The sequence below is a fragment of the Streptomyces sp. NPDC097129 genome, assembly GCF_055668065.1.
Genome location: NZ_JBVOQE010000007.1, coordinates 380,173 through 405,041, shown reverse-complemented (window position 1 = coordinate 405,041; position 24,869 = coordinate 380,173). Strand labels below are relative to the sequence as shown.

Annotated in this window: 21 protein-coding genes; 6 read left to right on the top strand and 15 right to left on the bottom strand. The window is 71.0% G+C overall.

Annotated elements, in window-relative coordinates; translation table 11 throughout:
* Positions 1-135 precede the first annotated feature (135 nt).
* Entirely contained in the window at positions 136-1,056 is a 921-nt protein-coding gene (locus AC0B9F_RS22510; protein WP_472005261.1) for an AEC family transporter, read from the top strand.
* Between the two features lie 6 nt (positions 1,057-1,062).
* Here AC0B9F_RS22510 and AC0B9F_RS22505 read toward each other — a convergent pair whose 3' ends face one another.
* The 9 genes from AC0B9F_RS22505 to AC0B9F_RS22465 form a co-directional block, all read right to left on the bottom strand.
* Entirely contained in the window at positions 1,063-1,656 is a 594-nt protein-coding gene (locus tag AC0B9F_RS22505) for a Uma2 family endonuclease (RefSeq protein WP_472005259.1), read from the bottom strand.
* A gap of 93 nt (positions 1,657-1,749) precedes the next feature.
* Entirely contained in the window at positions 1,750-3,027 is a 1,278-nt protein-coding gene (locus AC0B9F_RS22500) for a thymidine phosphorylase (RefSeq protein ID WP_472005257.1), read from the bottom strand.
* A gap of 75 nt (positions 3,028-3,102) precedes the next feature.
* Positions 3,103-3,510 (bottom strand): cytidine deaminase, encoded by a 408-nt coding sequence (locus AC0B9F_RS22495; RefSeq protein WP_472005255.1) that lies wholly within the window; start codon positions 3,508-3,510, stop codon positions 3,103-3,105.
* The gene (locus AC0B9F_RS22490) at positions 3,507-4,769 is read right to left on the bottom strand and encodes an ABC transporter permease (RefSeq protein WP_472005253.1); all 1,263 of its coding nucleotides are present in this window, start codon (positions 4,767-4,769) and stop codon (positions 3,507-3,509) included. Before AC0B9F_RS22490 ends, AC0B9F_RS22495 begins: the two co-directional genes overlap by 4 nt.
* On the bottom strand, positions 4,769-5,890 hold the full coding sequence (locus AC0B9F_RS22485; RefSeq protein ID WP_472005251.1) for an ABC transporter permease: 1,122 nt from the start codon (positions 5,888-5,890) through the stop codon (positions 4,769-4,771). Before AC0B9F_RS22485 ends, AC0B9F_RS22490 begins: the two co-directional genes overlap by 1 nt.
* Complete coding sequence (locus AC0B9F_RS22480; RefSeq protein ID WP_472005346.1) at positions 5,887-7,500, bottom strand: ABC transporter ATP-binding protein; 1,614 nt, start codon at positions 7,498-7,500, stop codon at positions 5,887-5,889. The genes AC0B9F_RS22485 and AC0B9F_RS22480 overlap by 4 nt, the downstream gene beginning before the upstream one ends.
* A 257-nt stretch (positions 7,501-7,757) precedes the next feature.
* The gene (locus tag AC0B9F_RS22475) at positions 7,758-8,801 is read right to left on the bottom strand and encodes a BMP family lipoprotein (protein ID WP_472005249.1); all 1,044 of its coding nucleotides are present in this window, start codon (positions 8,799-8,801) and stop codon (positions 7,758-7,760) included.
* A 196-nt stretch (positions 8,802-8,997) separates the two neighbouring features.
* Positions 8,998-10,023, bottom strand: coding sequence for a BMP family lipoprotein (locus AC0B9F_RS22470; RefSeq protein ID WP_472005248.1), 1,026 nt, complete (start codon positions 10,021-10,023; stop codon positions 8,998-9,000).
* 499 nt (positions 10,024-10,522) lie between these two features.
* On the bottom strand, positions 10,523-11,764 hold the full coding sequence (locus AC0B9F_RS22465; RefSeq protein ID WP_472005345.1) for a M20 family metallopeptidase: 1,242 nt from the start codon (positions 11,762-11,764) through the stop codon (positions 10,523-10,525).
* A gap of 307 nt (positions 11,765-12,071) precedes the next feature.
* Here AC0B9F_RS22465 and AC0B9F_RS22460 point away from each other — a divergent pair, with 307 nt between their 5' ends.
* A complete protein-coding gene (locus AC0B9F_RS22460; RefSeq protein ID WP_472005246.1) occupies positions 12,072-12,620 on the top strand; it encodes a class I SAM-dependent methyltransferase in 549 nt (182 codons plus the stop codon).
* 42 nt (positions 12,621-12,662) lie between these two features.
* On the opposite strand, the gene AC0B9F_RS22455 is transcribed toward AC0B9F_RS22460, so the two are convergent.
* The 4 genes from AC0B9F_RS22455 to AC0B9F_RS22440 are packed head-to-tail and all read right to left on the bottom strand — an operon-like array spanning position 12,663 to position 17,447.
* The gene (locus AC0B9F_RS22455; RefSeq protein WP_472005343.1) at positions 12,663-13,739 is read right to left on the bottom strand and encodes a hypothetical protein; all 1,077 of its coding nucleotides are present in this window, start codon (positions 13,737-13,739) and stop codon (positions 12,663-12,665) included.
* 47 nt (positions 13,740-13,786) lie between these two features.
* Positions 13,787-14,725: an N-acetylneuraminate synthase family protein gene (locus tag AC0B9F_RS22450; protein WP_472005244.1), complete on the bottom strand. Its 939-nt coding sequence runs from the start codon at positions 14,723-14,725 to the stop codon at positions 13,787-13,789.
* Between the two features lie 14 nt (positions 14,726-14,739).
* Positions 14,740-16,080 carry a cytidylyltransferase domain-containing protein gene (locus AC0B9F_RS22445; RefSeq protein ID WP_472005241.1) on the bottom strand — a complete coding sequence of 447 codons (1,341 nt, stop codon included), beginning with the start codon at positions 16,078-16,080 and terminating at the stop codon, positions 14,740-14,742.
* Positions 16,081-16,112: 32 nt separating this feature from the next.
* On the bottom strand, positions 16,113-17,447 hold the full coding sequence (locus AC0B9F_RS22440; RefSeq protein WP_472005239.1) for a DUF6716 putative glycosyltransferase: 1,335 nt from the start codon (positions 17,445-17,447) through the stop codon (positions 16,113-16,115).
* Between the two features lie 199 nt (positions 17,448-17,646).
* Here AC0B9F_RS22440 and AC0B9F_RS22435 point away from each other — a divergent pair, with 199 nt between their 5' ends.
* The 3 genes from AC0B9F_RS22435 (at position 17,647) to AC0B9F_RS22425 (ending at position 21,343) form a co-directional block, all read left to right on the top strand.
* Positions 17,647-18,624, top strand: coding sequence for a glycosyltransferase family 2 protein (locus AC0B9F_RS22435; protein ID WP_472005238.1), 978 nt, complete (start codon positions 17,647-17,649; stop codon positions 18,622-18,624).
* Positions 18,621-19,979 carry a polysialyltransferase family glycosyltransferase gene (locus AC0B9F_RS22430; protein WP_472005237.1) on the top strand — a complete coding sequence of 453 codons (1,359 nt, stop codon included), beginning with the start codon at positions 18,621-18,623 and terminating at the stop codon, positions 19,977-19,979. Before AC0B9F_RS22435 ends, AC0B9F_RS22430 begins: the two co-directional genes overlap by 4 nt.
* 263 nt (positions 19,980-20,242) lie before the next feature.
* Complete coding sequence (locus tag AC0B9F_RS22425) at positions 20,243-21,343, top strand: acyltransferase family protein (RefSeq protein ID WP_472005341.1); 1,101 nt, start codon at positions 20,243-20,245, stop codon at positions 21,341-21,343.
* Between the two features lie 47 nt (positions 21,344-21,390).
* Here AC0B9F_RS22425 and leuE read toward each other — a convergent pair whose 3' ends face one another.
* A complete protein-coding gene (gene leuE, locus AC0B9F_RS22420; RefSeq protein ID WP_472005236.1) occupies positions 21,391-22,050 on the bottom strand; it encodes a leucine efflux protein LeuE in 660 nt (219 codons plus the stop codon).
* 57 nt (positions 22,051-22,107) lie between these two features.
* The gene (locus tag AC0B9F_RS22415) at positions 22,108-23,688 is read right to left on the bottom strand and encodes an acyl-CoA mutase large subunit family protein (protein WP_472005234.1); all 1,581 of its coding nucleotides are present in this window, start codon (positions 23,686-23,688) and stop codon (positions 22,108-22,110) included.
* Positions 23,689-23,901: 213 nt separating this feature from the next.
* On the opposite strand from AC0B9F_RS22415, the gene AC0B9F_RS22410 reads away from it, so the two are divergent.
* The gene (locus AC0B9F_RS22410; RefSeq protein ID WP_472005233.1) at positions 23,902-24,768 is read left to right on the top strand and encodes a L,D-transpeptidase family protein; all 867 of its coding nucleotides are present in this window, start codon (positions 23,902-23,904) and stop codon (positions 24,766-24,768) included.
* Positions 24,769-24,869 lie beyond the last annotated feature (101 nt).

Below are 24,869 nucleotides of genomic sequence, written 5' to 3'. Positions count from 1 at the left end.
CGGGGCGGGCGCCGGGGGATGCCGGCGAGGATCACATTGACCCGGCTCGGCCGCGCCGAGCAGGGTGATCGCCATGCCCTGTGAGCCAGCACCACCACCGATGTCCGGCGTTCCCCCGCTCGCCGAGGAGGCGCTGTGCAGGGGGTGCTGAGCGGGTTCGCGGTGATCGCGGTCGTCATCGGTGTGGGGTATGTGCTGGGGCGGCTCGGCTCGCTCGGGGAGCAGGGCCGTGACGTACTGACCGCGCTCGCCTTCCATGTGGCGACCCCGGCGCTGCTGTTCACCACGCTCGCGCGGGCCGACCTGTCGGTGGTCTTCTCCAGCCGGCTGCTGGTGACGGCGCTGAGCACGGCGGCCGTCGTGGGCGTCTTCGTGGCGGTGGGAATGCTGCGCCGCTGGGGCGTGGGCCGCACCACGATCGGCGCCCTGTGCGCCGGTTACGTCAACTCCGGCAACCTCGGCATTCCGATCGCCGTGTACGTCCTCGGCGACGCCTCGCTCGTCGCCCCCGTGATGCTCTTCCAGCTGATCCTGGTCACCCCGCTCGCCCTGGCGGTGCTGGACCTGTCGGGGCGCGGCGAGAAGGGACCGCTGTGGCAGCGGCTGCTGACACCGCTGCGCAATCCGGTCGCGGTGGGCTCCCTGGCCGGGGTCCTGGTGTCGGCGGCCGGCGTGCACGTCCCCGGCCCGGTCATGGACCCGCTCAAGCTGATCGGCAACATGTCGGTCCCGGCGTCGCTGCTCGCCTTCGGCATCTCCCTGTACGGCAGCGCGGCGCCGGGCCGGGGCCGGGACCGGCTGCCGGTGCTGCTGTCGGTGGCGCTGAAGTCGGTGGGCCAGCCGCTGGTGGCCTGGGTGCTGGCGCGGGCCGTCTTCGGCCTGCACGGCGCGGCCCTGCTGGACGTGGTGGTGACCTCCGCCCTCCCGGCCGCGCAGAACCTCTTCACCTACGCCAGCCGCTACCGCGTCGCGGAGTCCCTGGCCCGCGAGTCGATCCTGCTGTCGACGGTGGCCTCGGTACCGGTACTGGTGGCGGTGGCGGCGGTGCTGGGGTGACCGGGGTCAGCTGAGCGGGAAGACACCGGTGTCGAGAACGAGCTTGAACGGTGCGGGCAGCGTCAGCTCCTCGCCGTACTCCACCGATGCCAGGACCCGGTAGGCGCCGCTGTCCGGTTCCCCGTAGAGCGTCGCCGTGGGACGCCCCGAGTGCCATGCGTCCAGGAGAAGGTAGAGGGGCACGCCGGCCACGGCGTATCCGTGGGCCTTCTTGATGCGATCGTGGTTCGCGTTGCTCTTGGACGTGATCTCGACGACGAGTTCGGCTTCCCCGGCATGCACGCGGGTTCCGCGGCGCAGAGCGGCCCTGGGCACCACACACAGGTCGGGCACGAAGAGGCTGCCCGTCTCGGGACATGTGAGGCCGAGCGTCTGGTAGACGCCCCAATCGCAGCCGGGAGGACGTGCGCCGTACAGGAGCTCATGCAGCAGTTCAGCAGTGTCGTTGTGTTCTTCGGACGGCGGAGGCGACACGGTGACGATCCCTTCGATGATCTCCACCTTGCTGCCCTCGGGAGCGTCCGTCTCCTCCCAGACACGGACGACCTCGTCCCAGTCGGCGCCCTCAGGGGTCCCGGACTCGGCGGCGAGTGCGCCCATGGCGGTCTCCAATCGGTCGTCCCGAGTCCAGCATGCCGAACGGGACCGGCAGGGGTCCACCGGTCCCGTTCACCCGAACGAGGAAACGCCTGGTCAGGCGATACGTTCCAGCACCACCGGCGACGCGGTGAACTCCGTGCCCGCGGCCGCGATGTCGTAGGAGCCGTCGACCGCCTGGAGGGCGTAGTCGAAGCGGTCCGGGGTGTCCGTGTGGAGGGTGAGGAGCGGCTGGCCCTCGGTCACCGTGTCGCCGGGTTTGGCGTGCATCTCCACGCCCGCCCCCGCCTGGACCGGGTCCTCCTTGCGGGCACGGCCCGCGCCCAGGCGCCAGGCGGCGACACCGATGTCGTAGGCGTCCAGGCGGGTCAGGACGCCCGACGACGGCGCCTTGATCACATGCTGCTCGCGGGCCACCGGCAGCTTCGCGTCCGGGTCGCCGCCCTGGGCCGCGATCATGCGGCGCCAGGCGTCCATCGCGGAGCCGTCGGCCAGCGCCTTCGCCGGGTCCGTGCCGTGCACACCGGCCGCGTCGAGCATCTCGCGGGCCAGGGCGAGCGTCAGCTCCACCACGTCCGCGGGGCCGCCGCCCGCCAGGACCTCCAGGGACTCCCTGACCTCCAGGGCGTTGCCCGCGGTCAGGCCGAGCGGGGTGGACATGTCCGTCAGCAGGGCGACGGTCTTCACGCCGTGGTCGGTGCCCAGGCCGACCATCGTGGTGGCCAGTTCACGGGCGTCCTCGATCGTCTTCATGAAGGCGCCGGAGCCGACCTTCACGTCCAGGACCAGGCTGCCCGTGCCCTCGGCGATCTTCTTCGACATGATCGAGGACGCGATCAGCGGGATCGCCTCGACCGTGCCGGTCACGTCCCGCAGCGCGTACAGCTTCTTGTCGGCGGGCGCCAGGCCGTCGCCGGCCGCGCAGATCACCGCGCCGACCTCGTCGAGGACACGCAGCATCTCCTCGTTGGACAGCAGGGCGCGCCAGCCGGGGACGGACTCCAGCTTGTCCAGCGTGCCGCCGGTGTGGCCGAGGCCGCGGCCGGACAGCTGCGGGACGGCGGCGCCGCACGCGGCGACCAGCGGGGCGAGGGGCAGGGTGATCTTGTCGCCGACACCGCCCGTGGAGTGCTTGTCGGCGGTCGGGCGGGTGAGGGAGGAGAAGTCCATGCGCTCGCCGGAGGCGATCATCGCCGCGGTCCAGCGGGCGATCTCCCGGCGGTCCATGCCGTTGAGCAGGATGGCCATCGCGAGCGCGGACATCTGCTCGTCGGCGACCTCGCCGCGCGTGTACGCGTCGATGACCCAGTCGATCTGCTCGTCGCTGAGTTCACCGCGGTCGCGCTTGGTGCGGATGACGGAGATGGCGTCCATGGCCATGGCGTTCCTTCCGAGACGTTCAAGAAATGCGCGGCCCCTCCGAGCCGACTCGGAGAGGCCGCGCGGGAGTTACCGGGTGAGGTGGTCCGGGCCGAAGGCCTGGGGAAGCATCCGGGACAGCGGCAGGACGCCCTCCGGGGTCTCCAGCAGCAGGTCCGGACCGCCGAACTCGTACAGCAGCTGGCGGCAGCGGCCGCACGGCACGAGGATGTCGCCCCGGCCGTCCACGCACGTGAAGTGCGTCAGCCGGCCGCCGCCGGTGCGGGCCAGCTCCGAGACCAGCCCGCACTCGGCGCACAGGCCGATGCCGTAGGAGGCGTTCTCCACGTTGCAGCCGGAGACCGTGCGGCCGTCGTCGACGAGGGCGGCGACCCCGACCGGGTAGCCCGAGTAGGGGGCGTACGCGCGGGTCATCGCCTCGCGGGCCACGGCGCGCAGCGCCTCCCAGTCGACGCCGGCCGCGCCGGGCGGAGTCACTTGCCCTGCCCCTTGCGGTACGGCAGACCGTCCGCCTTCGGCATGCGCAGCTTCTGCGCGGACAGCGAGAGCACGAGCAGGGTGACGATGTACGGCGTGGCCGTCACGACCTGCTTGGGCACGTCGTCCGTGCCGGCGTACCAGGCGAACATCAGCGCGGAGATGACGAGGGTGATCGCGGCGGGGACGTACTTCTTCCTCCACGCCTGGTAGACCGCCCCGGCCACGAGCAGGATCGCCAGCAGCAGGATCAGCGCGTGCACGTTGGTGGTGCCGCCGCGCAGGTTGAGGCTGTCGGTGTAGCCGAACAGGCCCGCGCCGAGGGCCAGGCCGCCCGGCATCCAGTTGCCGAAGATCATCGCCGCGAGGCCGATGTAACCGCGTCCGGCGGTCTGGCCGTCCAGGTAGACGTTGGAGGCGACGATCGACAGGAACGCGCCGCCGAGGCCGGCGAAGCCGCCGGAGATGATCACCGCGATGTACTTGTACTTGTAGACGTTGACGCCGAGGGACTCGGCGGCGACCGGGTTCTCGCCGCAGGAGCGCAGCCGCAGGCCGAAGGAGGTGCGCCACAGCACCCACCAGGTCGCCGGGACCAGCGCCACCGCGATCACGGTCAGCGGGGACAGGTCGGTGATCAGACCACCGAGCAGGCCGGCGATGTCGGAGATCAGGAACCAGTGCTTGCCGTTGAGGGTGTCCAGCGCGCTGGACAGACCTGGGATGGAGAAGGTGCCCAGCGAGTCGATCGGCGGGGACTGCTTGGAGGAGCCCTGCGGGACCCCCTCGAAGGTGAACTTCGACAGATACCGGGTGGTGCCGAGGGCCAGGATGTTCAGCGCCACACCGGAGACGATGTGGTTGACGTTGAAGGTGACGGTGGCGATGGCGTGCAGGATGCCGCCGAGCGCGCCGCCGATGATGCCGAAGGCGACACCGGTCCACGGGCCCCACTGGTAGCCGGCCCAGGCACCGAACCAGGTGCCGAGGATCATCATGCCCTCGAGGCCGATGTTGACGACGCCCGCGCGCTCGGCCCACAGGCCGCCGAGGCCGGCGAGGCCGATCGGCACGGCCAGGCGCAGCGCCGTGGACATCTGGCCGGTGGAGGTGATGCCGTCGGCGTCGGTGATCAGGCGGACGGCCGAGGTCAGGACCAGCACGCCGGCGATGACCAGCAGCAGCACCGGGAGCGACATGCGGCGGCCGCCCCGGCCGGGCTTCTTCGCCTGCGGCTTGGCGATGGTCGCGGTGGACATCAGGCCGCCACCTCCTTGTTCTGGGTGTTCTGAGCGGCGGCGGCGAGCTCGGCGCCGACCCGCTTCTGCTGGCGGCGCAGGCCCCACTGCCGTACGGCCTCGTAGGAGATGACGACCGCGAAGACGATCAGGCCCTGCATGATCGTGGCGATCTCCTTCTCGTACGCCACCGGGGTCGCGTAGTCGAGTGCGGGGGACGCCTTGTCGAGGAAGGCCCACAGCAGCGCGGCGAACGCGATGCCGCCGGGGTGGTTGCGGCCGAGCAGGGCGATGCCGATGGCGGTGAAGCCGAGGCCCGCCGGGAAGCTCAGGCTGTAGGTGTGGGCGTCGCCGAGCAGCAGCGGCAGACCGGACAGGCCGGCCACACCGCCGGAGATCAGCATGGAGACGAGCACCATGCGCTTGGCGTCGACGCCGGAGGCCGCGGCGGCGGTCTCGGAGGCGCCGGTGGCGCGCAGGTCGAAGCCGAAGCGGGTGCGGTTCAGGACGAGCCAGTACAGGATGCCCAGCAGCAGGGCGAGGAAGACCAGGCCGTAGATCTCTCCGACGTCGGAGCCCAGGTTGATGCCGGGGATCCAGCCGGACTCGTGCATGATCCCGGTCGTCATGTTGTTGCCGACCTGCCGGCCCCACACGTCGGTGAGGGTGAGGTAGCCGATGAGGGCGGTGGCGATGGAGTTCAGCATGATCGTCGCGACGACCTCGCTGACGCCCCGGGTGACCTTGAGGACACCCGCGATGCCGGCCCACAGGGAGCCGGTGAGGATCGCGACCAGCAGCAGCAGCGGCACCTCGAGGAAGTTCGGCAGGGCGACCTTCGCGCCGACGACGGCGGTCATCATGGCGGCGAGGCGGTACTGCCCGTCGACGCCGATGTTGAACAGGTTCATGCGGAAGCCGAGGGCGACCGCGAGCGCCGCGATGTAGTACAGCGACGCCTGGTTGAGGATCAGCACCTGGATGTCGGAGTAGCCGATCTGCTCCAGCATCAGCCGGTACGGCTCGAACGGGTTCTTGCCGGAGGCGACCAGGACCACCGACGTCAGGGCGATCGCGAGGACGAGCGCGATGACCGGTCCGGCCACCGCGACGAGCACGCGGTCCTTGTCGAACTTCTTCATCGGGCCTCGTCCTCCGGGGCGGCGGCGTCGCCGCCGATCTCGTCGTGCTCCAGGTGGCCGCTGGCGGCACCGGTCATGGCCGAGCCCAGCTCCTCGGGGGTGATGGTGGCCGGGTCGGCGTCGGCGACCAGCCTGCCGTTGTAGATCACACGCAGGGTGTCCGACAGACCGATCAGCTCGTCCAGGTCGGCGGAGATCAGCAGCACCGCCAGGCCCTCGCGGCGGGCCTCGCGGATGCGGTCCCAGATCTGCGCCTGGGCGCCGACGTCCACACCGCGGGTGGGGTGGGCGGCGATCAGGAACTTCGGGTCGTGGCTCATCTCACGGCCGACGATCAGCTTCTGCTGGTTGCCGCCGGACAGGGAGGCGGCGGTGACGTCGATGCCGGGGGTGCGGACGTCGTACTCCTCGACGATGCGGCGGGTGTCGTCCTGGGCGCCCTTGGGGTCCAGCCAGAAGCCCTTGGCGTTGGGCTTCTCGGTGACGTGGCCGAGGATGCGGTTCTCCCACAGCGGGGCCTCCAGGAGCAGGCCCTGGCGGTGGCGGTCCTCGGGGATGTAACCGACGCCGGACTCGCGGCGCTTGCGGGTGGCCCAGCCGGTGACGTCCTCGCCGAGGAAGCGGATCGTGCCCGTGTCGGCGTGCTTGGTGCCGATGAGCGCGTCGATCAGCTCGGTCTGGCCGTTGCCCTCGACACCGGCGATGCCCATGACCTCGCCGGCGTGGATGGTGAAGGTGACGTCGTCGAGGGCCTTCTTGACCTCGCCGCGCTGCACCTCGTCCATGAGGAGGCTCGCAGACGACTCGCCGAGCGACACCATGCCCGACGAGTAGACCGTCAGGCCCCGCACCTCGATCACCGGCCGGTCCGTGACGGTGGACTCGGCGGTCTCCGGCGTGGGCAGCTCGCTGCCGACCATCATCTCGGCGAGCTGGCGCGGGGTGGTCTGCGAGGGGACGGCCGTGCCCACGGTGGTGCCGCGGCGGATGACGGTGATGTCGTCCGCCACCGACAGCACCTCGCCCAGCTTGTGGGAGATGAAGATGACGGACAGGCCCTCGGACTTCAGCTCGCGCAGGTTGGCGAACAGGGCGTCGACCTCCTGCGGGACGAGCACGGCGGTCGGCTCGTCGAGGATGAGGGTCTTGGCGCCGCGGTAGAGGACCTTGAGGATCTCCACGCGCTGGCGGTCGGCCACGCCGAGGTTCTCGACCAGTTCGTCGGGGCGGATACCCAGGCCGTACCGGTCGGAGATCTCCTTGATCTTCTTGCGGGCGCCGGCGCCGATGCCGTACAGCTTCTCGCTGCCCAGCGCCACGTTCTCCAGCACGGTGAGGTTGTCGGCCAGCATGAAGTGCTGGTGGACCATGCCGATGCCGCGGACGATGGCGTCGGCGGGGCTGGAGAAGCTGACCTGCTCGCCGTCGATGGTGATGGTGCCCTCGTCCGGCTTCTGCATGCCGTAGAGGATCTTCATCAGGGTCGACTTGCCGGCGCCGTTCTCGCCGACCAGGGCGTGGACGGTGCCCTTGCGCACGGTCAGGTGGATGTCGTGGTTGGCGACGACACCGGGGAATCGCTTGGTGATCCCCGCCAGCTCTACCGCGATGGTCGACGAAGCGGTGAGCGGAGGGCTGCTGGTCGCGTCGATGGCGCACTCTCCTCAGGAAAGGGGCCGCTCTACGCGCGTAGCGCCCCTGCTTTAAATAGTGCTCGGCTGTGATCGGCTTTTTGCAAGTCCCCGATCGGTGCCGAGCATTCTGCCGCGCGAACGGGGCACGGTGAGCCATCCTCTCCGCGCCCCGTTGCGTGGCCGTAACGCTGCCATTGCGGCGTTGCCGTGGCCAAGGCCTGTGACCGGGATGGTCAGGAGGTCTTCACCTTGATGGTGCCGTTCTTGATGCCTTCCTCGGCCTTCTTCACGGCGGCCTGGATGTCGGCGTTGCTCTTGTAGGCCGGGTTGGAGTCGGCGAGGCTCACACCGCCGGTCGCGAGGCTGGCGCGGATCTCACCGGTCTGCGGCTTGCCGTCGTGCACCGACTTGGCCAGGTTGTACACCGCACCGGCGACGTCCTTCATCGCGGAGGTGAGGATGGAGTCCTTGTACTTGGCCAGCGCGTCCTGCTTGTACTGGTCCGAGTCGACGCCGATGGCCCAGATCTTGTGCGCGGCGGCCGACTTGATGACGCCCTGGCCGGACAGACCGGCGGCGGCGTAGACGACGTCGGCGCCGGCCTCGATCTGGCCGTTGGCCGCGTCCTCACCCTTGTCGGGGCTGGAGAAGCCGCCCTCCTGGGCCGTCTGGGTCAGGTACTGCGACCGGACCGTGACGCCCTTCTTGGTGTCGGCGACGCCCTGCTTGAAGCCGGCCTCGAACTTGTGGATCAGCGGGACGTCCACGCCGCCGACGAAGCCGACGGTGTTGGACTTGGTGGCCTTGGCGGCGACGACACCGGCGAGGTAGGAAGCCTGCTCCTCGTGGAAGACGAGGTCGGCGACGTTGGGCGCCTTGATGGTGTTGTCGTCGACGATGCCGAAGGTGGTCTTCGGGAACTTGGCGGCGGCTTCCTTCACGGCCGGCGCGTAGGCGAAACCGACGCCGATGACAGGGTTGTAGCCCTGCTTGGCGAGGGTCTCCAGGCGCTGCACCTTGTCCGCGTCGGACTCACCGTCCTGCGGCTCGACGGCCGCGGACTTGTAGCCGAACTCCTTGTCGGCCTTCTCCAGGCCGGCGGTGGCGGCGTCGTTGAAGGACTGGTCGCCCTTGCCGCCGACGTCGTAGGCCAGGGCGAGGCCCAGGTCCTTCTTGCTGCCCGAGGAGGAGCTTGAGGAGCTTCCGCAGGCGGAAACGGTGACAGCGAGAGCTGCGGTAGCTACACCCGCAACCGCGATTCGGGACACCCGGCGCATGGAACGAGACTCCTTTGTGCAAGCGCCCGTACCAGGCGCTGGTTCCGCCGCAGCGTAACGCGCGTAGACCAGACGGAAAAACCCTTCTGTCCGGTCCGTTATCGAGCTGTGGCCACAGTGGCGCCCCAGATTACGGACAGCGAAACGCCCCTTGCGGGAAGCAAGGGGCGTATCTGCAGGAAGGAACCCTAAGGGCCTACTTCGTGTTCACGGTGACCTTCCCGTTCACGATGTCCTGCCTGGCCTTGTCGACGGCCGCGACGACGTCCTTCATGGCCTGGTACTTCGGGTTGGAGCCGGCGAATCCCACACCGTCGTTGGCGAGGGACCCACGCACCGTGCCGCTGAGCGGCTTGCCCTGGTACACGGACTTGGCGAGGTCGTAGACGGCGCCGCCGACGTTCTTCAGCGCGGAGCCGAGGATCCAGTCCTTGTACTGGCCGAGCGCGCTCTGCCGGTACTGGTCGGAGTCGACGCCGATCGCCCACACCTTGTGCTGTGCGGCGGCCTTGATCACGCCCTGCCCGGACAGCCCTGCGGCGTGGTACACCACGTCGGCCCCGGCCTCGATCTGCCCGTTGGCGGCGTCCTCGCCCTTGTCGGGGCTGGAGAACCCGCCTTCCTGGGCGGTCTGCGTCAGATACTGCGACTCGATCTTGATACCGGGGCTCACGGACCTGGCGCCCTGTGTGAACCCGGCCTCGAACTTGTGGATCAGCGGAATGTCCACGCCGCCGATGAAACCGATGTGGTTCTTCTTGGTGGCCTTCGCGGCGGCGACCCCGGCGAGATACGACGACTGCTCCTCGTGGAACACGAGGTCGGCGACGTTCTTCGCCTGCACGGTGTCGTCGTCGATGATCCCGAAGGTCGTCTTCGGATACTTCGCGGCGACCTCCTTGACCGCCGGCGCGTAGACGAAGCCGACGCCGATGATCGGGTTGTACCCGGCCTTGGCGAGCTGCTCAAGCCGCTGCACCTTGTCGGCGCTGGACTCGTTGTCGCTCGGCTCGACGTCCCGGCCGCCGATCTTGAACTCCTGCTCGGCCTTCTGGAAACCGGAGAAGGCGGCGTCGTTGAACGACTGGTCGCCCTTGCCTCCGATGTCGTACGCGAGCCCGATGCCCTTGCCGGAGTACTTCCCGGAGGTGTCGGTGCTGCTGGAGGACGAACTGGACTCGCCGCACCCGGCGGCCGCGAGAGCGATGACCGCGACGGACACCGCGGCTTGGGAGAACCTGGTCCTCCGAGATTTCAGACGCACGTCGAGCACCCCTTCATCCCCACGGCACCGTTCACGGGACCGCATCCCCAAGGCGATTTCGGCGCACAGTAACGCGCGTAGAGAACCGGTGGAACGCTGTTGCCCCGGGCGTTACCGTTTCGTGCCGCCGCGCGGCACCAACGCGCGCCACCGCGTCGCCGCACCCGCGTACGGCGGGAAGGGGCCGGGGTGGGGGGTGTCCGCCCGCAGCGGCCGGCACCGGGCAACGGCGCCCTCCTCGGAAACGGGCGGCCGGACCGAGGACGGACACCCCCCACCCCGGCCCCGACCTATAAACCGCCGGTAGGCGCGACGCACGCCACGACGCAACCGCAACGGGCCGCCGCAGGCACAAAAGGGGCGCGGGGCTGTGTCGATATGCGGCTCCGCCGCGTGGGCGCGACCAGCCACAACGCAAGCCGCACCCGAGAGACGGCCCCCCAACCTCACGCCGTCCTCACGCCGTACGGCCGACCGCGTCCAGCAACGCCGCCGCCGTGAACAACTCCACCCCCACCGTGATCGCAGACTCGTCCGCGTCGAAGTCCCCTTGGTGCAGGTCCCGCACCGTCCGCTCCCCCGGCGTCCGCACCCCCAGCCGGGCCATCGCGCCCGGCACGTGCTCCAGGTACCAGGAGAAGTCCTCGCCGCCCAGGGACTGCTCCGTGGACTCCACCGACTCCAGCCCCCGCCGCGCGGTCATCGCCTCGCGCAGCAGTTCGGTGACCGCCGGGTCGTTGACGACCGGCGGCACACCGCGCACGTAATTGATCTCCGACTTCGCCCCGTGCAGGTTCGCCACCTCGTCGATCGCGGCGACGACCATGTCCGCCGCCTGCCGCCACGCCTCGATGTCCAGGCACCGCACGGTCCCGGCCAGCTCGGCATGTTGCGGGATGACGTTCGGCGCGTGGCCGGACTCGATCCGGCCCCAGGTCACGGCCAGCCCGCTACGGGTGTCGATGCGCCGCCCGACGAGCGCGGGCACGTCGGTGATCACCCGTGCCGCGGCGGTGACCAGGTCGGTGGTCAGGTGCGGACGCGCCGTGTGACCGCCGGGGCCGTCGAGCGAGATCTCCAGCCGGTCGCAGGCGGAGGTGATCGCACCGGCCCGCAGCCCGACCCGGCCCGCGTCGACCCGCGGGTCGCAGTGCACGGCGAGGATACGGCCGACCCCCTTCAGCGCGCCGGAGGCGATCACGTCGGCGGCGCCGCCGGGCAGCACCTCCTCGGCGGGCTGGAAGATCAGCCGCACGGGACGCGGCAGCCGCCCCTGCCGGTGCAGCTCGGCGAGGACCAGCCCGGTGCCGAGGACGACGGTGGTGTGGACGTCGTGGCCGCAGGCGTGGGCGCGGTCGGGCACGGTCGACCGGTACGGGCAGTCGGCCTTCATGTCGGGGATGGGCAGCGCGTCGATGTCGGCGCGCAGGGCGAGCACGCCCGGGCCGTCGTACGCGGCGTCCTCGGGAGCGCCGATGTCGCAGATCAGGCCGGTTCCGCTGGGGAGCACGCGCGGGTGGAGGCCGGCCGTTTCCAGGCGGGCCTTGATCGCCGCGGTGGTGCGGAACTCCTGATTGCCGAGCTCGGGGTGCATGTGCAGGTCGCGGCGGAAGGCGACGAGCTCTGCGCGCAGCTGCTCGGGGAGCGTGCCGGGGAGCACGGCGGCCCCGGACGGATCGGCCTCGGACTGTGGCGACATCAGTTGCTTCACCCTCTGAAGGGTAGGGCGCCGGGGCGGCCAACTGACCCGCGATCAACAAAAGTTCAACCCGTTAGGGGAAGAAAATCTGGCCGCTCGACGCATAGTGGTCGTCGTGGACGGGTAAACTCGCCCGACTCACGACCGGGTCGATCTTGGGCCGAGCATCCGTCCCGTACTCTTTTCACCTCTTTTCCACGGATACCACGCCGCGCGCAGACCACGCGGCCGGTGTTCGTCTATCGGGACGCAACCCGGTTCCCGGATCACCCCGCCCGAGCGCCGGAAGACGCCGTAGGGTCCCGTCGTGACCGACTCCTCCGCCGCGTTCCTGACCGGTACCCGTGCCGCGTACGACGCCATCGCGCCGGCCTTCGCCGAGGCGTTCCCGGACATCCTGAGCGACCGCCCGCTGGAGCGGGCCCTGCTCGCGGCGTTCGCCGAGCAGGTCAGGGCGAACGGGCCGGAGCCCGTCGCGGACGTCGGCAGCGGCCCGGGGCATGTCACGGCCCGGCTGGACGCGCTCGGCGGGCTGGTGGCGCTGTACTCGGTCATCCACGTGCCGGACGAGCACCTGCCGGCGGTGTTCGCCGAGTTCCGCCGGGTGCTGGCGCCGGGCGGGCAGCTGCTGCTGTCGTTCCAGGCGGCGGACCCGGCGGTGGACGGGACGCAGCACCTGCACGTGTCCGAGCGGTTCGGGCAGGAGATCGCCCTCGACTACTACTGGCGCACCCCCGAGGCGGTGGCCGCGGTGCTGTCCGAGGCGGGGCTGGTGCTCAGGGCCCGTGTGGTGCGCGAGCCGCTCGACCAGGAGAAGCGCCGCGCGGCGTTCGTCCTGGCCGCCAAGCCGGGGTGACCCCCACCCGCCCCCGGGTTCTCCCCGCCTGAGGACGCGCGCCTAGGCGATGCTCATCTCCGTCAGCCTGCGCACCCCCCGAGCCGTCCCCGTCACCCCCGACAGGAACCCCTGGGCGCGCGGCGAGGCCGTACGCGTGAGCCAGTCGGGGTCGATGTCGCACACCGCGACCTGGACGTCGGTGCCGGCGAGGGCCAGCGGCAGGGTGTGCACGACCGTCGACGGGAAGCTCAGAATCGTCCGGCCGACAGGCCCCCGGCGGGCGATCAGCTCCAGCGGCAGCTCGGGGCGGACGATCTCCAGCCCGGTCTCGACGGCCAGCCGGTGCAGCTTCTCCGCGCTCTCGCGCCGGTGGGCGAAGTAGCGGGTGGCGCCGTGCGTCTTGGCCAGGGTGCGCACGGCGTCGAGGTAGCGCTCGCCGTCCACGACACCGGTCTCCACCAGGGACGTACCCACCAGGTCGGCGCCCTTGGTGATGCGGGGCGGACCGAAGCGGGCGCGGGTCCAGGCGAAGTCGTTCGCGGTGACGGTCACGCCGTCGGGGGCCTCGATGGGCATGGAGGAGAAGACCTCCACCCGCTGTTCACCGCCGGGCGTCAGGCGGCGCCGGGCGACGGCGGACACCGGCGCGAACACCAGGTCGCGCGGGCCGCGCCGGCCGCCCTTGCGGTGCCAGCGCACGAGCCGTTCGCCGCGCGCGAGCTGGGCGACGAACTCCATCGTGGCCGTGCCGTCGTCGACGACGACCAGGTCACGGGCGCGGGTGATGGTCAGGAGCAGCTGGACGTACCGGGAGAACGGGTCGCCCATGACGATCCGGTCCGCCCGCCGCAGCCGTCCCGCGAGAGAGCCGACCGTCTGGAAGGGGGCCGTGGGGCCGCCGCGGGCCTCCTCCCAGCGGACGGTGTGTCCCTCGTCGCGGGCCAGGTCGGCCATGCGCCGCAGCTGGCCCCGGGTCATCGGGTCGGTCGGGGACAGGACGACGAGGGTGAACCCCGCGCCGGGCTCCTGCAGCGGCCGGATGCCGTGGGCGTGGGCCCACTCCAGGACGTTGAGGAGCTGTACCGGGCTCTCCACGAAAGCGAGGGTGGTGCCGGGCTCACCGGCGCGTGGGTTCATCGACACGGGTCCGTCCCCTAAGGCACTGTCGGCGCTTCTCGGACCGCTCACACCCCGACCGGCTCGCCCGCCGCCGCCGCGATCTCCGCCTCGGCGACGACGCCGGTGACACGGCGCAGCTTCTTCATCGGGGCCAGCTCGGAGTCGTAGACCTTCTTCACGCCGTCGCCGAGGGCGTCCTCGATGGTGCGGATGTCGCGGACGAGGCGGGTGAGGCCCTGCGGTTCGACGGAGGCGGCCTGGTCGGAGCCCCACATGGCGCGGTCGAGGGTGATGTGCCGCTCGACGAAGCAGGCGCCGAGGGCGACGGCGGCGAGGGTGGTCTGCAGGCCGGTCTCGTGGCCGGAGTAGCCGATCGGGACGTTCGGGTACTCCTTCTCCAGCGTGTTGATCACGCGGAGGTTCAGCTCGTCGGCCTTCGCCGGGTAGGTGGAGGTGGCGTGGCACATGACGATGTTGTCGCTGCCCAGGACCTCGACGGCGTGGCGGATCTGCTTCGGGGTCGACATGCCGGTGGACAGGATGACCGTCTTGCCGGTGGCACGCAGGGCGCGCAGCAGTTCGTCGTCGGTGAGGGAGGCGGAGGCCACCTTGTGGGCGGGGACGTCGAACTTCTCCAGGAAGGCGACGGCCTCGGTGTCCCACGGGGAGGCGAACCAGTCGATGCCCCGGGTGCGGCAGTACTCGTCGATCTGCCGGTACTCGTCCTCGCCGAACTCCACGCGGTGGCGGTAGTCGATGTACGTCATCCGGCCCCACGGCGTGTCCCGCTCGATGTCCCACTGGTCGCGCGGGGTGCAGATCTCGGGGGTGCGCTTCTGGAACTTCACGGCGTCGCAGCCGGCCTCGACGGCCGCGTCGATCAGCTTGAAGGCGTTCTCCAGCTCACCGTTGTGGTTGATGCCGATCTCACCGCAGATGTAGACGGGACGGCCGGGGCCGACCTCGCGCGAGCGGAACGTGCGCAGACGGGAGTTGGTGCTCATGACAGGGGGTGTCCTTACTTGGGGAGCTGGGGGAGCTGGGGGGATTTGGGGGCGTCGGGGGACTCGGGGATCTTGGGGCTCTTGGGGCTCTTGGTGCTCTTGGGGAGGGCGTCGAGGGAGGGGCCGAGGAGCCAGCCGGCGATCTCCCGGATCGCGCCGTCGCCACCGGGGACGGTGGTGACCGCGCGGGCGGCGCCGCGGACGACGTCGTGGGCGCTCGCGACCGCCACGGGCCAGCCGACGAGGCCGAAGCAGGGCAGGTCGTTGACGTCGTTGCCGACGTAGAGCACGCGCTCCGGCGCGATGCCCGCCTCCTCGCACCACTGCTTGAGCGCGAGGTCCTTGCGGTCGATGCCGTGCAGCACCGGCAGCCGCAGCTTGCGGGCCCGGGCGGCGACGACCGGGTTGCGTTCCGTGGACAGGATCAGCATCTTCAGGCCGCTGTCGCGCAGGGCCGCGATGCCGAGTCCGTCGCCGCGGTGCACGGAGACGAACTCCCGCCCCTCGGAGTCGATCAGCACCCGGTCGTCGGTCTGGGTGCCGTCGAAGTCGAGGACGACCGCGTCGATGTCGTCGTGGGTGGGGAGCGCGCCGGGCCGGCCGGCGTCGAAGAGGGGCGCGAGCGCGCGGGCCCGGGCGAGGTCGTGCGGGTCGTCGATCTCCAGCACGCGCGCGGGGTCGGTGCGCACGAGTTCGGTGCGGCCGAAGAAGCGGTGCCGGTGGGTGCGGAAGCCGGCCGCGTCCATGGCGTAGGCGGCGCCGGTCTCCAGCAGGTCCTGGGGGCGGTCCTGGCGGCGCGGGCGGAAGGACTTGTCGTGGTTGACGCCGAAGCCGCCGCCCTGGGCTCCGAAACCGCCGCCCTGGGCTCCGAATCCGCCCTCCGGCTCCTGTGCCGGGTCGTCGCGCCAGACGAACCCGTGGAAGGGGGCCACGGTGACGGCGGTGTCGGCGCCCTGCTCGACGATCGCGGCGGCCACCCCATCGACGTCCTCCCGCAGGAGGAACGGGCTGGTGCACTGCACGAGGAGCACCACGTCCACGGGGGCGCCGTGCAGCGTCTCGTGCGCGTCCAGGGCGTGCAGGACCGCGGCCTCGGAGGTGGCGGTGTCGCCGGCGATGGCGGCGGGCCGCAGCACGACGTCGGCGCCGGCCTCGCGGGCGGCGGCGGCGATGGCCTGGTCGTCGGTGGAGACGACGACGTCGGTGACCAGCCGGGCGGCGCGGCACTCGCGCACGGCGCGGGCGACCAGCGGGACACCGCCGACGGGGGCGAGGTTCTTCGCGGGGACGCCCTTGGAGCCTCCGCGCGCGGGGATCACGGCGAGCACACGGCGCGGCGCCGGGGTGTCGGACATGGGGTCTTCTCCTTGGACTCCTCGGAGCGGGCTCACAGCTCTCCCATCCGGCGGATGGCGGGCGCGACGCGCTGCACGCCGTGCCGGTAGGCGCCGCGCGCGGCCCGGCGCACGATCTGCCGGACGGGCCCGGGTTCCTTGCCGGCGGCGGGGGCGCCCGGCAGCGGGCTGCCGTCGGGGTCGAGGTGGTGGCGGGCGAGGATGCCGGGCAGGTATCCGGGGGCGGTCTCGCGCGTGTAGTACGGCGTGAGGGGCGGCAGTCCGCCGGGCTGGGCGAGCAGCTTGGCGATCCGCTCGCGGGCGGCGTCGAAGGCGCCCTCGTACGAGTCGTCGGCGGCGACGCCCTGGCGGGCCACCCACGCGGGGTCGGGCTCGGGCCGGTGCCCGGCGTCGAGCTGGTCCCAGGAGGCCAGGCAGCCGGAGCCGGTGAAGTGATGGTTGCCGAGGACCTCGCGCACCCCGAGGTCGGTGAGCACGGCGGTGGGGACACGGCGGTGCAGCGACTCCAGGGCCGCGGTGGAACTCACCGTCACCAGCAGGTCGGTGCGGTCGAGGACCTCGCCCATGTTGCCGTACACCAGGCGCAGGTTGGGCGGCAGCGGGCCCGCCTTCTGCGCCAGCTTCTGGTAGGGCAGCTCCTCCAGGTGCGTGGTGTGCTCGCCGGGCCGGGAGCGCAGCTTGAGCAGCACCTCGCGCTCGGGGTGCAGGCGGGCGTGCCGGATGAGGCGGTCGAGGAGGTAGGCGCGGTCCTTGCGGGTCTCCGGTACGGACGGCTGGGCGGCGAACACCACGGTGTACGGCGTGTGTTCGCCGGTGTAGGGGGCGCCGCCGAGGAACGGCAGGGCCACCTCGGTGACCGCGGCGGCATCGGCGCCCACGCCCTCGTACACCGCGCGGAAACGCTCGGCGTCCTGGCGGGAGTTGGCGAGGACGAGGTCGGCGCCGTGCCGCAGCAGCAGGCCGTCGGCGAGCTTCTCGTAGACGACGCCGACATAGCCGGTGACCACGACGGGCCGCTCGGCGCGGCCCTCCCAGGCCCGCTTCAGCCCGTGCAGCATCGCCTGCACCCCGCCGCCGACGAGCGCCAGCACGACCACGTCGTACGACTCCTCGCGCAGGTCGCGCATGTCGCGCATCTCGCTGAGGAACTGAACGGCACTCACCTCGCGCAGGGAGTCCGCTCGGACGCCGACTTCCTGGAGCTGGCGGGCGGTGGGGGTGGCGCGGCCCCGCAGGAGGTAGCCGTCGAGGCGGACTTCCGCAGCCTCGGGGAGCAGGCGGCGCGCGGTGAGCGCACCCCATTTCCACCGGGTGTCGGAATCCGCGAGAACGGCTACTCGCAGGGCGTTCGTTGCACTGACTGGCACGCCGAAGACGCTAGAAAGGCATTCCGAGGTCCGGCCCAACCGGAACGCAACAAACGGTTAACAGCATGTCGCCGTACGGCGAATCGGCACGTGAAGGGGGCCGGGTCGGGCTGGATTCACGACTTGGCCACACGTCGTTCACCCCTCGGCAAACCGACGGCAAAGACGCGGGCCGGAACCGCGCCTTAACGTCATCCGCGTGGCCAAGCTCTCCGTCATCGTGCCCTTTTACAACGTGCGGCAATACGCCCCGGCCGCCGTCCGGTCCCTGCGCGCCAACGCCCGGGACGACTTCGAGTTCATCCTGATCGACGACTGTTCGACGGACGGCACGAAGGAAATCCTCGAACGCGCCGAGCGTGAACTTCCCGGTGCGGTGCTGATCCGGCGCACCGAGAAAGGGGTGTCCGCCGCACGCAACACCGGAATCGACGCGGCCCGGGGCGAGTATCTGACGTTCATGGACGGAGACGACTACGCCGCTCCCGGTTATTTCGCGCAATTGGTCGATTCCATCGAGTCATTGGGCTGCGATTTCGTCCGCACCGACCACGTGCGGTTCACCGGAAGTCAGCGCACCCTGTACCGGGTGCCGTTCGGGCCGCGTGACACCGTCGCCGACCCGCGCGCGGTGATCCTTCCGGCGGAGCGCTCCACCCCGGTGGACTACCCCTACTCCTGGGCCGGCGCCTACCACCGGCGGCTGGTCGACGAGGGGCTGCTGCACTTCCCGGAGGATCTGCGCACCGCCGAGGACCGGCCGTGGATCTGGCGGCTGCACCGCAAGGCGAAGTCCTTCGCGGTGCCGAGCGTGTTCGGCATCTTCTACCGGCGGGGTGTCACGTCGTCGCTGACGCAGATCGGCGACACCCGGCAGCTGGACTTCATCCGCTCCTTCGACCGGGTGCTGCTGGAGACCGCCGAGGACCCGGACGCGGACCTCTTCCTGCCCAAGGCCGTGCGCACCTACTGCGCCATCATCAGCCACCACCTGGCCACCATCGAGAAGTTCGAGGCGCCGGTGGCCCGCCGTCTCCGTTCCCTGAGCGCCGCCGCCCTGCGCCGGATGCCGCAGGACCTGCTCAACGACACCCTGGACTCCATGGACCTCGACCGCGCCACCCAGCTGCGCCGACTGCGCCGCAGGCCCACGACGGCCTCGGAGGCCGTGGCATGAGCGACCGCCGCACCACCCGGATCTTCTGCGCGTCCACCCTGTACGGCGCCGCCACGCTGGCCGCCGCGCTCGACGCCGACTGCTTCGGTCCGGCCGACCGGCTGCTGCTGCTGGTCAGCAACAACAGCGCGACACCGGAGCTGAGCGAGCCCTTCGACGCCTCGCCCGCCTTCGCGCACCTGCGGGACCGCTTCGACGGCGTGCTGTCGTGGAACGAGGCCATCTCCCCCTTCCACCCGGGGGGCTGGGCCCCGCGTCCGGACGACCAGATCCTCTGGGAGCGCTATCTGCGGATGCTGTGGGACCTGGGGGACGACCGCGTCGAGCTGGCGGTGGAGTCCCTCCAGGTCAATCCGGCGCTGGCGATCTGCCAGATCTTCGGGGGCGCGCCCGTCGACGTGTACGCGGACGGGCTGATGTCCTACGGCCCGACCCGCTTCAAGATCGACCCGCTGGTGGGCACCCGGGTGCGGCGGGTGCTGCACCTGGACCTGGTGCCGGGACTGACGCCGCTGCTGCTCACCGAGTTCGGCGTGGCACCCGAGATCGTGCCGACGGACGCCTTCCTCAAGGTGCTCGGCGAACTCGGCGGTACCGGCGAGGAGCTGCCGGTGGTCGAGGAGGCGGCGCTGCTGCTCGGGCAGTACCTGTCCGCGCTGGACATCCTCACCGGCGAGGAGGAGGAGGACCTCCATGTGCGGATGCTGCGCGGGGTGGTCGGGCTCGGCCACACCCGTGTGGTGTTCAAGCCGCACCCCTCGGCCCCGGCCCGCTGGTCGCGGGCGCTGGAGCGGGAGGCGGAGCGCCTGGGCGCCGAACTGACCGTGCTGGACACGCCCGTGCTGGCCGAGGTGGTGTACCAGCGGATGCGTCCGGCGCTGGTCGTCGGCTGCTTCTCCACCGCGCTGCTGACCGCGTCGGCGCTGTACGGCCTGCCGGTCGCCCGCACCGGCACCGGGCTGCTGCTGGAGCGGCTGACGCCGTACGAGAACAGCAACCGGGTGCCGGTCACCATCGCCGACGCGCTGCTGCCCGACCTGGCGGACGGCGACGCCGTGCGCGAACAGCGCCGCGGCATGGACGTGGACGCCCTCACGGACCTGCTGCGGGCGGTCGGCTACGCGATGCAGTCGAAGATCTACCCCGAGCTGCGTCCGGCCGCCGAGCGGTATCTGAGCCGGCGGCTGAACCCGCACACCTGGCGGTACTTCAAGCGCCGCCGCCTGACGTCGCTGGGTCTGCCCGGCGGGGTGCCGGCGCAACTGGCGTTCATCCCGCGCAACGCGACGGTGCGCCGGATGGCGCGGCGCGCGCGGACGCTGCGGCGGCGGGTGGTCCGCCGGGGCGACGGCTGAACGGTGGCCGGCGACGGCTGAACAGTGGCCGGTGACGGCTGAACGGTGGCCGGCGACGGCTGAACAGTGGCCGGCGACGGCTGAACGGTGGCCGGCGACGGCTGGATGAACTCTCGCGGACGGCCGGGCGAAAGGTCGCCGCGAGAGCTCGAGGCGGCCGGTGGGCCCCGTTAGCGTCCCGTTGAGTTGACGAGCTTCGATGAGAGGTCCCTGTGATCGACACGCCCGCGGACACCCTGGGGAGCGCCGCGGCCGGCCCGGCGGTGCGCACCACCATTCCGCAGCCGCCGTCCACGCGCCGGACGGTGCGGCTGCGCGCCCTGGACGGGCTGCGCCTGGTCGCCGCGCTGATGGTGGCGGCCTACCACTACGGCGGCCGGGGCGGCGAGGTCACCAAGGCCTGGGGCAGCTCCCCGCGCTACCAGTTCCCGACGCTGCACACCCTGTTCGCCTACGGCTGCCTGGGCGTGCAGATCTTCTTCGTCATCAGCGGTTTCGTCATCTGCATGAGCGGCTGGGGCCGTCCCCTGCGCTCGTTCTTCGCCTCCCGGGCCTCCCGGCTGCTGCCCGCCTACTGGGTGGCGCTGGTGCTGGTGACGGCGGTGATGGCGCTGCCGGTCCTGACGTACAAGACGGTGTCGGCGAGCGAGACGCTGGTGAACTTCACCATGCTGCAGATGCCGCTCGGCGCCCACCGGGTGCTCGGGGTGTGCTGGACGCTGTGGGCGGAGGTCCGCTTCTACGCCCTGTTCGCGCTGTGCGTCGTACTGCCCGGCGCCACCCGCCGCCGCGTGATCATGTTCTGCGCCTGCTGGACGCTGGCTGCGGCGATCGCGGGCGGGCTGAACCAGCCGGTGCTGGACGCCGTGGTGATGCCGGACTACGCACCGTTCTTCATCGGCGGCATGGGCCTGTACCTGGTGCACCGCGACCGCCGCGACCCGTACGCCTGGGGCATCACGGCGGTCAACTGGCTGATCGGTCAGCAGGTCGCGGTGCGCAGCCTGTGGCACCCGGTGACGCCGGACATGTTCTCCTACCGCAGCGCCTACGGCGTCATCCTGGTCGTCACGTTCGGCTTCCTGGCCGTCGCCGCGATCGCGCTGGGCTGGCTGAACCGGGCGGACTGGCGCTGGCTGACGGTCGCGGGCGCGCTGACGTACCCGTTCTACCTGGTCCACGAGCACCTGGGCTGGCCGGTCATCCAGGCCCTCCACCGCGGCCTCGGCATCCCGTCCTACGGCACGTTCCTGCTCACCGTGGCGATCATGCTGGCGCTGGCGTGGCTGATGAACAAACTGGTGGAGGAACGCTTCACCCCGAAGCTGAGGGCGCTGCTGAACCGTCCGGCGGGTTCGGGCTGACGGCTACGCGCCGGCGGGCTGACGGCTAAGCGCCGGCGGGCCGACGCCTAGGCGCTGGCCAGGGACAGCTTGAGGGCGAACCCGAGGAACAGTGCCCCCGCCGCCGAGGTGGCCCCGGCCGCCAGGCGCTTGCGGCGGCGGAAGGCGTCGGCGAGGCGGGTGCCGCCGAATATCAGCAGCGACAGGTAGAGGAAGCTGGCCGTCTGCAGGAGGGCTCCGAGGACCACGAAGGACAGCGCCGGGTAGGCGTAGTGCGGGTCGACGAACTGCACGAAGAAGGAGATCAGGAACAGGATCGCCTTCGGGTTGAACAGCGACACCACCAGGGCCCGGCGGTAGGGGTGCTCGTCGTCGGCCGCCTGCCCGGCGGACGCCGCTGCGACGGCCGCCGGCCGCTCACCGCGCGCCTTCCACATCGCCCGGGCCGAGCGCAGCATGCCGTACGCCATCCACGCCAGGTACACGGCGCCGGTGTACTTCACCACCAGGAACAGCAGCGGCGTCGTAGTCAGCACGGAGGCCGCGCCGAGCGCCGCGAGCGTCATCAGGACCGTGTCCCCGGTGAACACGCCGGCCGCCGCCTTGTAGCCGGTACGGATGCCCCGGCGGGCGGCGACGGACAGCACGTAGAGCGAGTTGGGGCCGGGCAGCAGCACGATCAGGACGAGGCCGGCCAGGTAGGTGGGGAGGTCGATGACGCCGAACATGGAAAGGAGTGTCGCACGGGGGTACGACACTCCGGCTTCGGTATCCGGACTGACCGATCAGAACGCGTCCGACGGCACGTACGTCCCCCACACCTCGCGGAGCGCGTTGCACACCTCGCCGACCGTCGCGCGGGCGCGCAGGGCGTCCTTCATGGGGTAGAGGACGTTGTCCTCGCCCTCCGCCGCCTTCTTCAGGGCCGCCAGCGCCGCGTCCACTGCCGCCTGGTCGCGCTCGGCGCGCAGCTTGGCGAGGCGTTCGGCCTGCTGGGCCTCGATGGCCGGGTCGACGCGCAGCGGCTCGTACGGCTCTTCCTCGTCGAGCTGGAAGCGGTTGACGCCGACCACGACCCGCTCACCGCTGTCGGTCTCCTGGGCGATGCGGTACGCGTTGCGCTCGATCTCGCCCTTCTGGAAACCATGCTCGATCGCCGTGACCGCCCCGCCGAGATCCTCGACCTTGCCCATCAGCTCCAGCGCCGCCGCCTCCACCTCGTCCGTCATCCTCTCGATGACATACGAGCCCGCGAACGGGTCCACGGTCGCGGTCACATCCGTCTCGTAGGCCAGCACCTGCTGCGTACGCAGCGCCAGCCGCGCGCTCTTGTCGGTCGGCAGCGCGATCGCCTCGTCGAAGGAGTTCGTGTGCAGCGACTGCGTACCACCCAGAACCGCCCCGAGGCCCTGCACCGCCACCCGCACCAGGTTCACCTCCGGCTGCTGCGCCGTCAGCTGCACCCCGGCCGTCTGCGTGTGGAAGCGCAGCATCATCGACTTCGGGTTCCTCGCCCCGAACTCCTCCCGCATCACCCGCGCCCAAATACGGCGCGCGGCACGGAACTTGGCGACCTCCTCCAGGATCGTCGTGCGGGCGACGAAGAAGAACGACAGGCGCGGCGCGAAGTCGTCGACATCCATGCCCGCCGCGACCGCCGTGCGCACGTACTCGATGCCGTCGGCGAGGGTGAACGCGATCTCCTGCGCGGGGGACGCGCCGGCCTCGGCCATGTGGTAGCCGGAGATCGAGATCGTGTTCCACTTCGGGATCTCGGCCTTGCAGTACTTGAAGATGTCCGCGATCAGCCGCAGCGACGGCTTCGGCGGGAAGATGTACGTCCCCCGCGCGATGTACTCCTTCAGCACATCGTTCTGGATCGTGCCGGTCAGCTGGTCGGCGCTGACGCCCTGCTCCTCTCCCACCAGCTGGTACATCAGCAGCAGCAGGGCCGCCGGCGCGTTGATCGTCATCGACGTCGACACCTTGTCCAGCGGAATCCCCCCGAACAGCACCCGCATGTCGTCCACCGAGTCGATCGCCACCCCCACCTTGCCGACCTCACCGTGCGCGATCGGCGCATCCGAGTCATGGCCCATCTGCGTGGGCAGGTCGAAGGCGACCGACAGGCCCATCGTCCCGTTCGCGATCAGCTGCTTGTAACGGGCGTTGGACTCCACCGCCGTACCGAAACCCGCGTACTGGCGCATCGTCCACGGCCGGCCCGTGTACATCGACGGATACACACCCCGCGTGAACGGATACGCGCCCGGCTCACCCAGCTTCTCCACCGGATCCCAGGACTCCAGCGCCCCCGGCCCGTACACCGGCTCGATGGGCAGTCCGGACTCCGACTCGCGTGCCATGGTGTGCCTCCGCACTACATCTGTTACTCGCCAGTAGAAACCAACCCTCGCCACGGACTGTAGCGACGGCCGTGCGCCGGGTGGAGTGCCCCACGCTGGGACCTTGCTCACAACGATGCCGCGCCGTTCGCGAGGCGTCACGCCTGGAAAGCATCTGAAGGACAGCAACCCGGAGCGTTGAGACGGCGGGGGTCCACGATGCGTATCAGGGGCATGATCAGATCGGTCACCGCGGGGGCGGTCGTGGGGGCGGTCGTGACGCTCGGCGGCTGCACCGTGCAGGGCGCGGGCGGCGGGCAGCGCTCGCCGGTCCACGTCGACGTGCCCGGTACGTCCTCGCCGTCCCGTGGGCCGTCGGCGCACTCCTCCGGCGGCTCGTCCGGCTTCCCGGACTCGTCCGGCTCCTCCGATTCCTCCGATTCCTCCGACTCCAAGCCGAGCGCCGCGCCGCGGGTGCTGCTCGCCCCCGGCGACAGCGGCCGGGACGTGCGCGAACTCCAGGCGCGGCTGCGGCAGGTGGCGTGGCTGTTCGACGGCCCGACCGGCGGCTACGACGACCTCACCGAGCATGCCGTCAAGGGCTTCCAGGGCAAACGCGGGCTGCCGCGGACCGGCCGGGTCGACACGGTGACCTGGCAGCGGCTGCTGCGGATGACGCACGAACCCGGCAAGTGGGAGCTGTACCTGATGGGCGGTCAGCCGGCCGCCGCGCCGGACCCGCGCTGCCTGACCGGACGGGTGCTGTGCATCAGCAAGTCCAGCCGCACGCTGCGCTGGATGATCGACGGGCGGACACTGTCGACGATGCCGGTGCGCTTCGGCGCGCAGTACACGCCGACCCGGGAGGGCGTCTTCCACGTCTACTGGAAGTCCCGGCACCACGTGTCGACGCTGTACGACTCGCCGATGCCGTACGCGATGTTCTTCAGCGGCGGGCAGGCGGTGCACTACTCCTACGACTTCGCCGCCCGGGGTTACGCCGGCGGCTCGCACGGGTGCGTCAACGTCCGGGACGAGACGGCGATCGCGGCGCTCTTCGCGCAGGTCCGCACCGGCGACAAGGTCGTCGTGTACTGGTGACGCCGCGGGGCGGGGGAGAGAGATGGGGCGCGGGCGGGACCGGGGGAACGTGCCCCGCCCGCGCCAGGTGCACGAGCCGTGGGTACGGGGGGAACCCCGGC

Bases quoted from the DNA above. Each gene is read 5' to 3' on its own strand.
- AC0B9F_RS22505 (WP_472005259.1), bottom strand. From the start codon at position 1,656: ATGGGCGCACTCGCCGCCGAGTCCGGGACCCCTGAGGGCGCCGACTGG.
- AC0B9F_RS22500 (WP_472005257.1), bottom strand. From the start codon at position 3,027: ATGGACGCCATCTCCGTCATCCGCACCAAGCGCGACCGCGGTGAACTC.
- AC0B9F_RS22490 (WP_472005253.1), bottom strand. From the start codon at position 4,769: ATGTCCACCGCGACCATCGCCAAGCCGCAGGCGAAGAAGCCCGGCCGG.
- AC0B9F_RS22485 (WP_472005251.1), bottom strand. From the start codon at position 5,890: ATGAAGAAGTTCGACAAGGACCGCGTGCTCGTCGCGGTGGCCGGACCG.
- AC0B9F_RS22475 (WP_472005249.1), bottom strand. From the start codon at position 8,801: ATGCGCCGGGTGTCCCGAATCGCGGTTGCGGGTGTAGCTACCGCAGCT.
- AC0B9F_RS22465 (WP_472005345.1), bottom strand. From the start codon at position 11,764: ATGTCGCCACAGTCCGAGGCCGATCCGTCCGGGGCCGCCGTGCTCCCC.
- AC0B9F_RS22455 (WP_472005343.1), bottom strand. From the start codon at position 13,739: ATGAACCCACGCGCCGGTGAGCCCGGCACCACCCTCGCTTTCGTGGAG.
- AC0B9F_RS22450 (WP_472005244.1), bottom strand. From the start codon at position 14,725: ATGAGCACCAACTCCCGTCTGCGCACGTTCCGCTCGCGCGAGGTCGGC.
- AC0B9F_RS22445 (WP_472005241.1), bottom strand. From the start codon at position 16,080: ATGTCCGACACCCCGGCGCCGCGCCGTGTGCTCGCCGTGATCCCCGCG.
- AC0B9F_RS22430 (WP_472005237.1), top strand. From the start codon at position 18,621: ATGAGCGACCGCCGCACCACCCGGATCTTCTGCGCGTCCACCCTGTAC.
- leuE (WP_472005236.1), bottom strand. From the start codon at position 22,050: ATGTTCGGCGTCATCGACCTCCCCACCTACCTGGCCGGCCTCGTCCTG.
- AC0B9F_RS22415 (WP_472005234.1), bottom strand. From the start codon at position 23,688: ATGGCACGCGAGTCGGAGTCCGGACTGCCCATCGAGCCGGTGTACGGG.
- AC0B9F_RS22410 (WP_472005233.1), top strand. From the start codon at position 23,902: ATGATCAGATCGGTCACCGCGGGGGCGGTCGTGGGGGCGGTCGTGACG.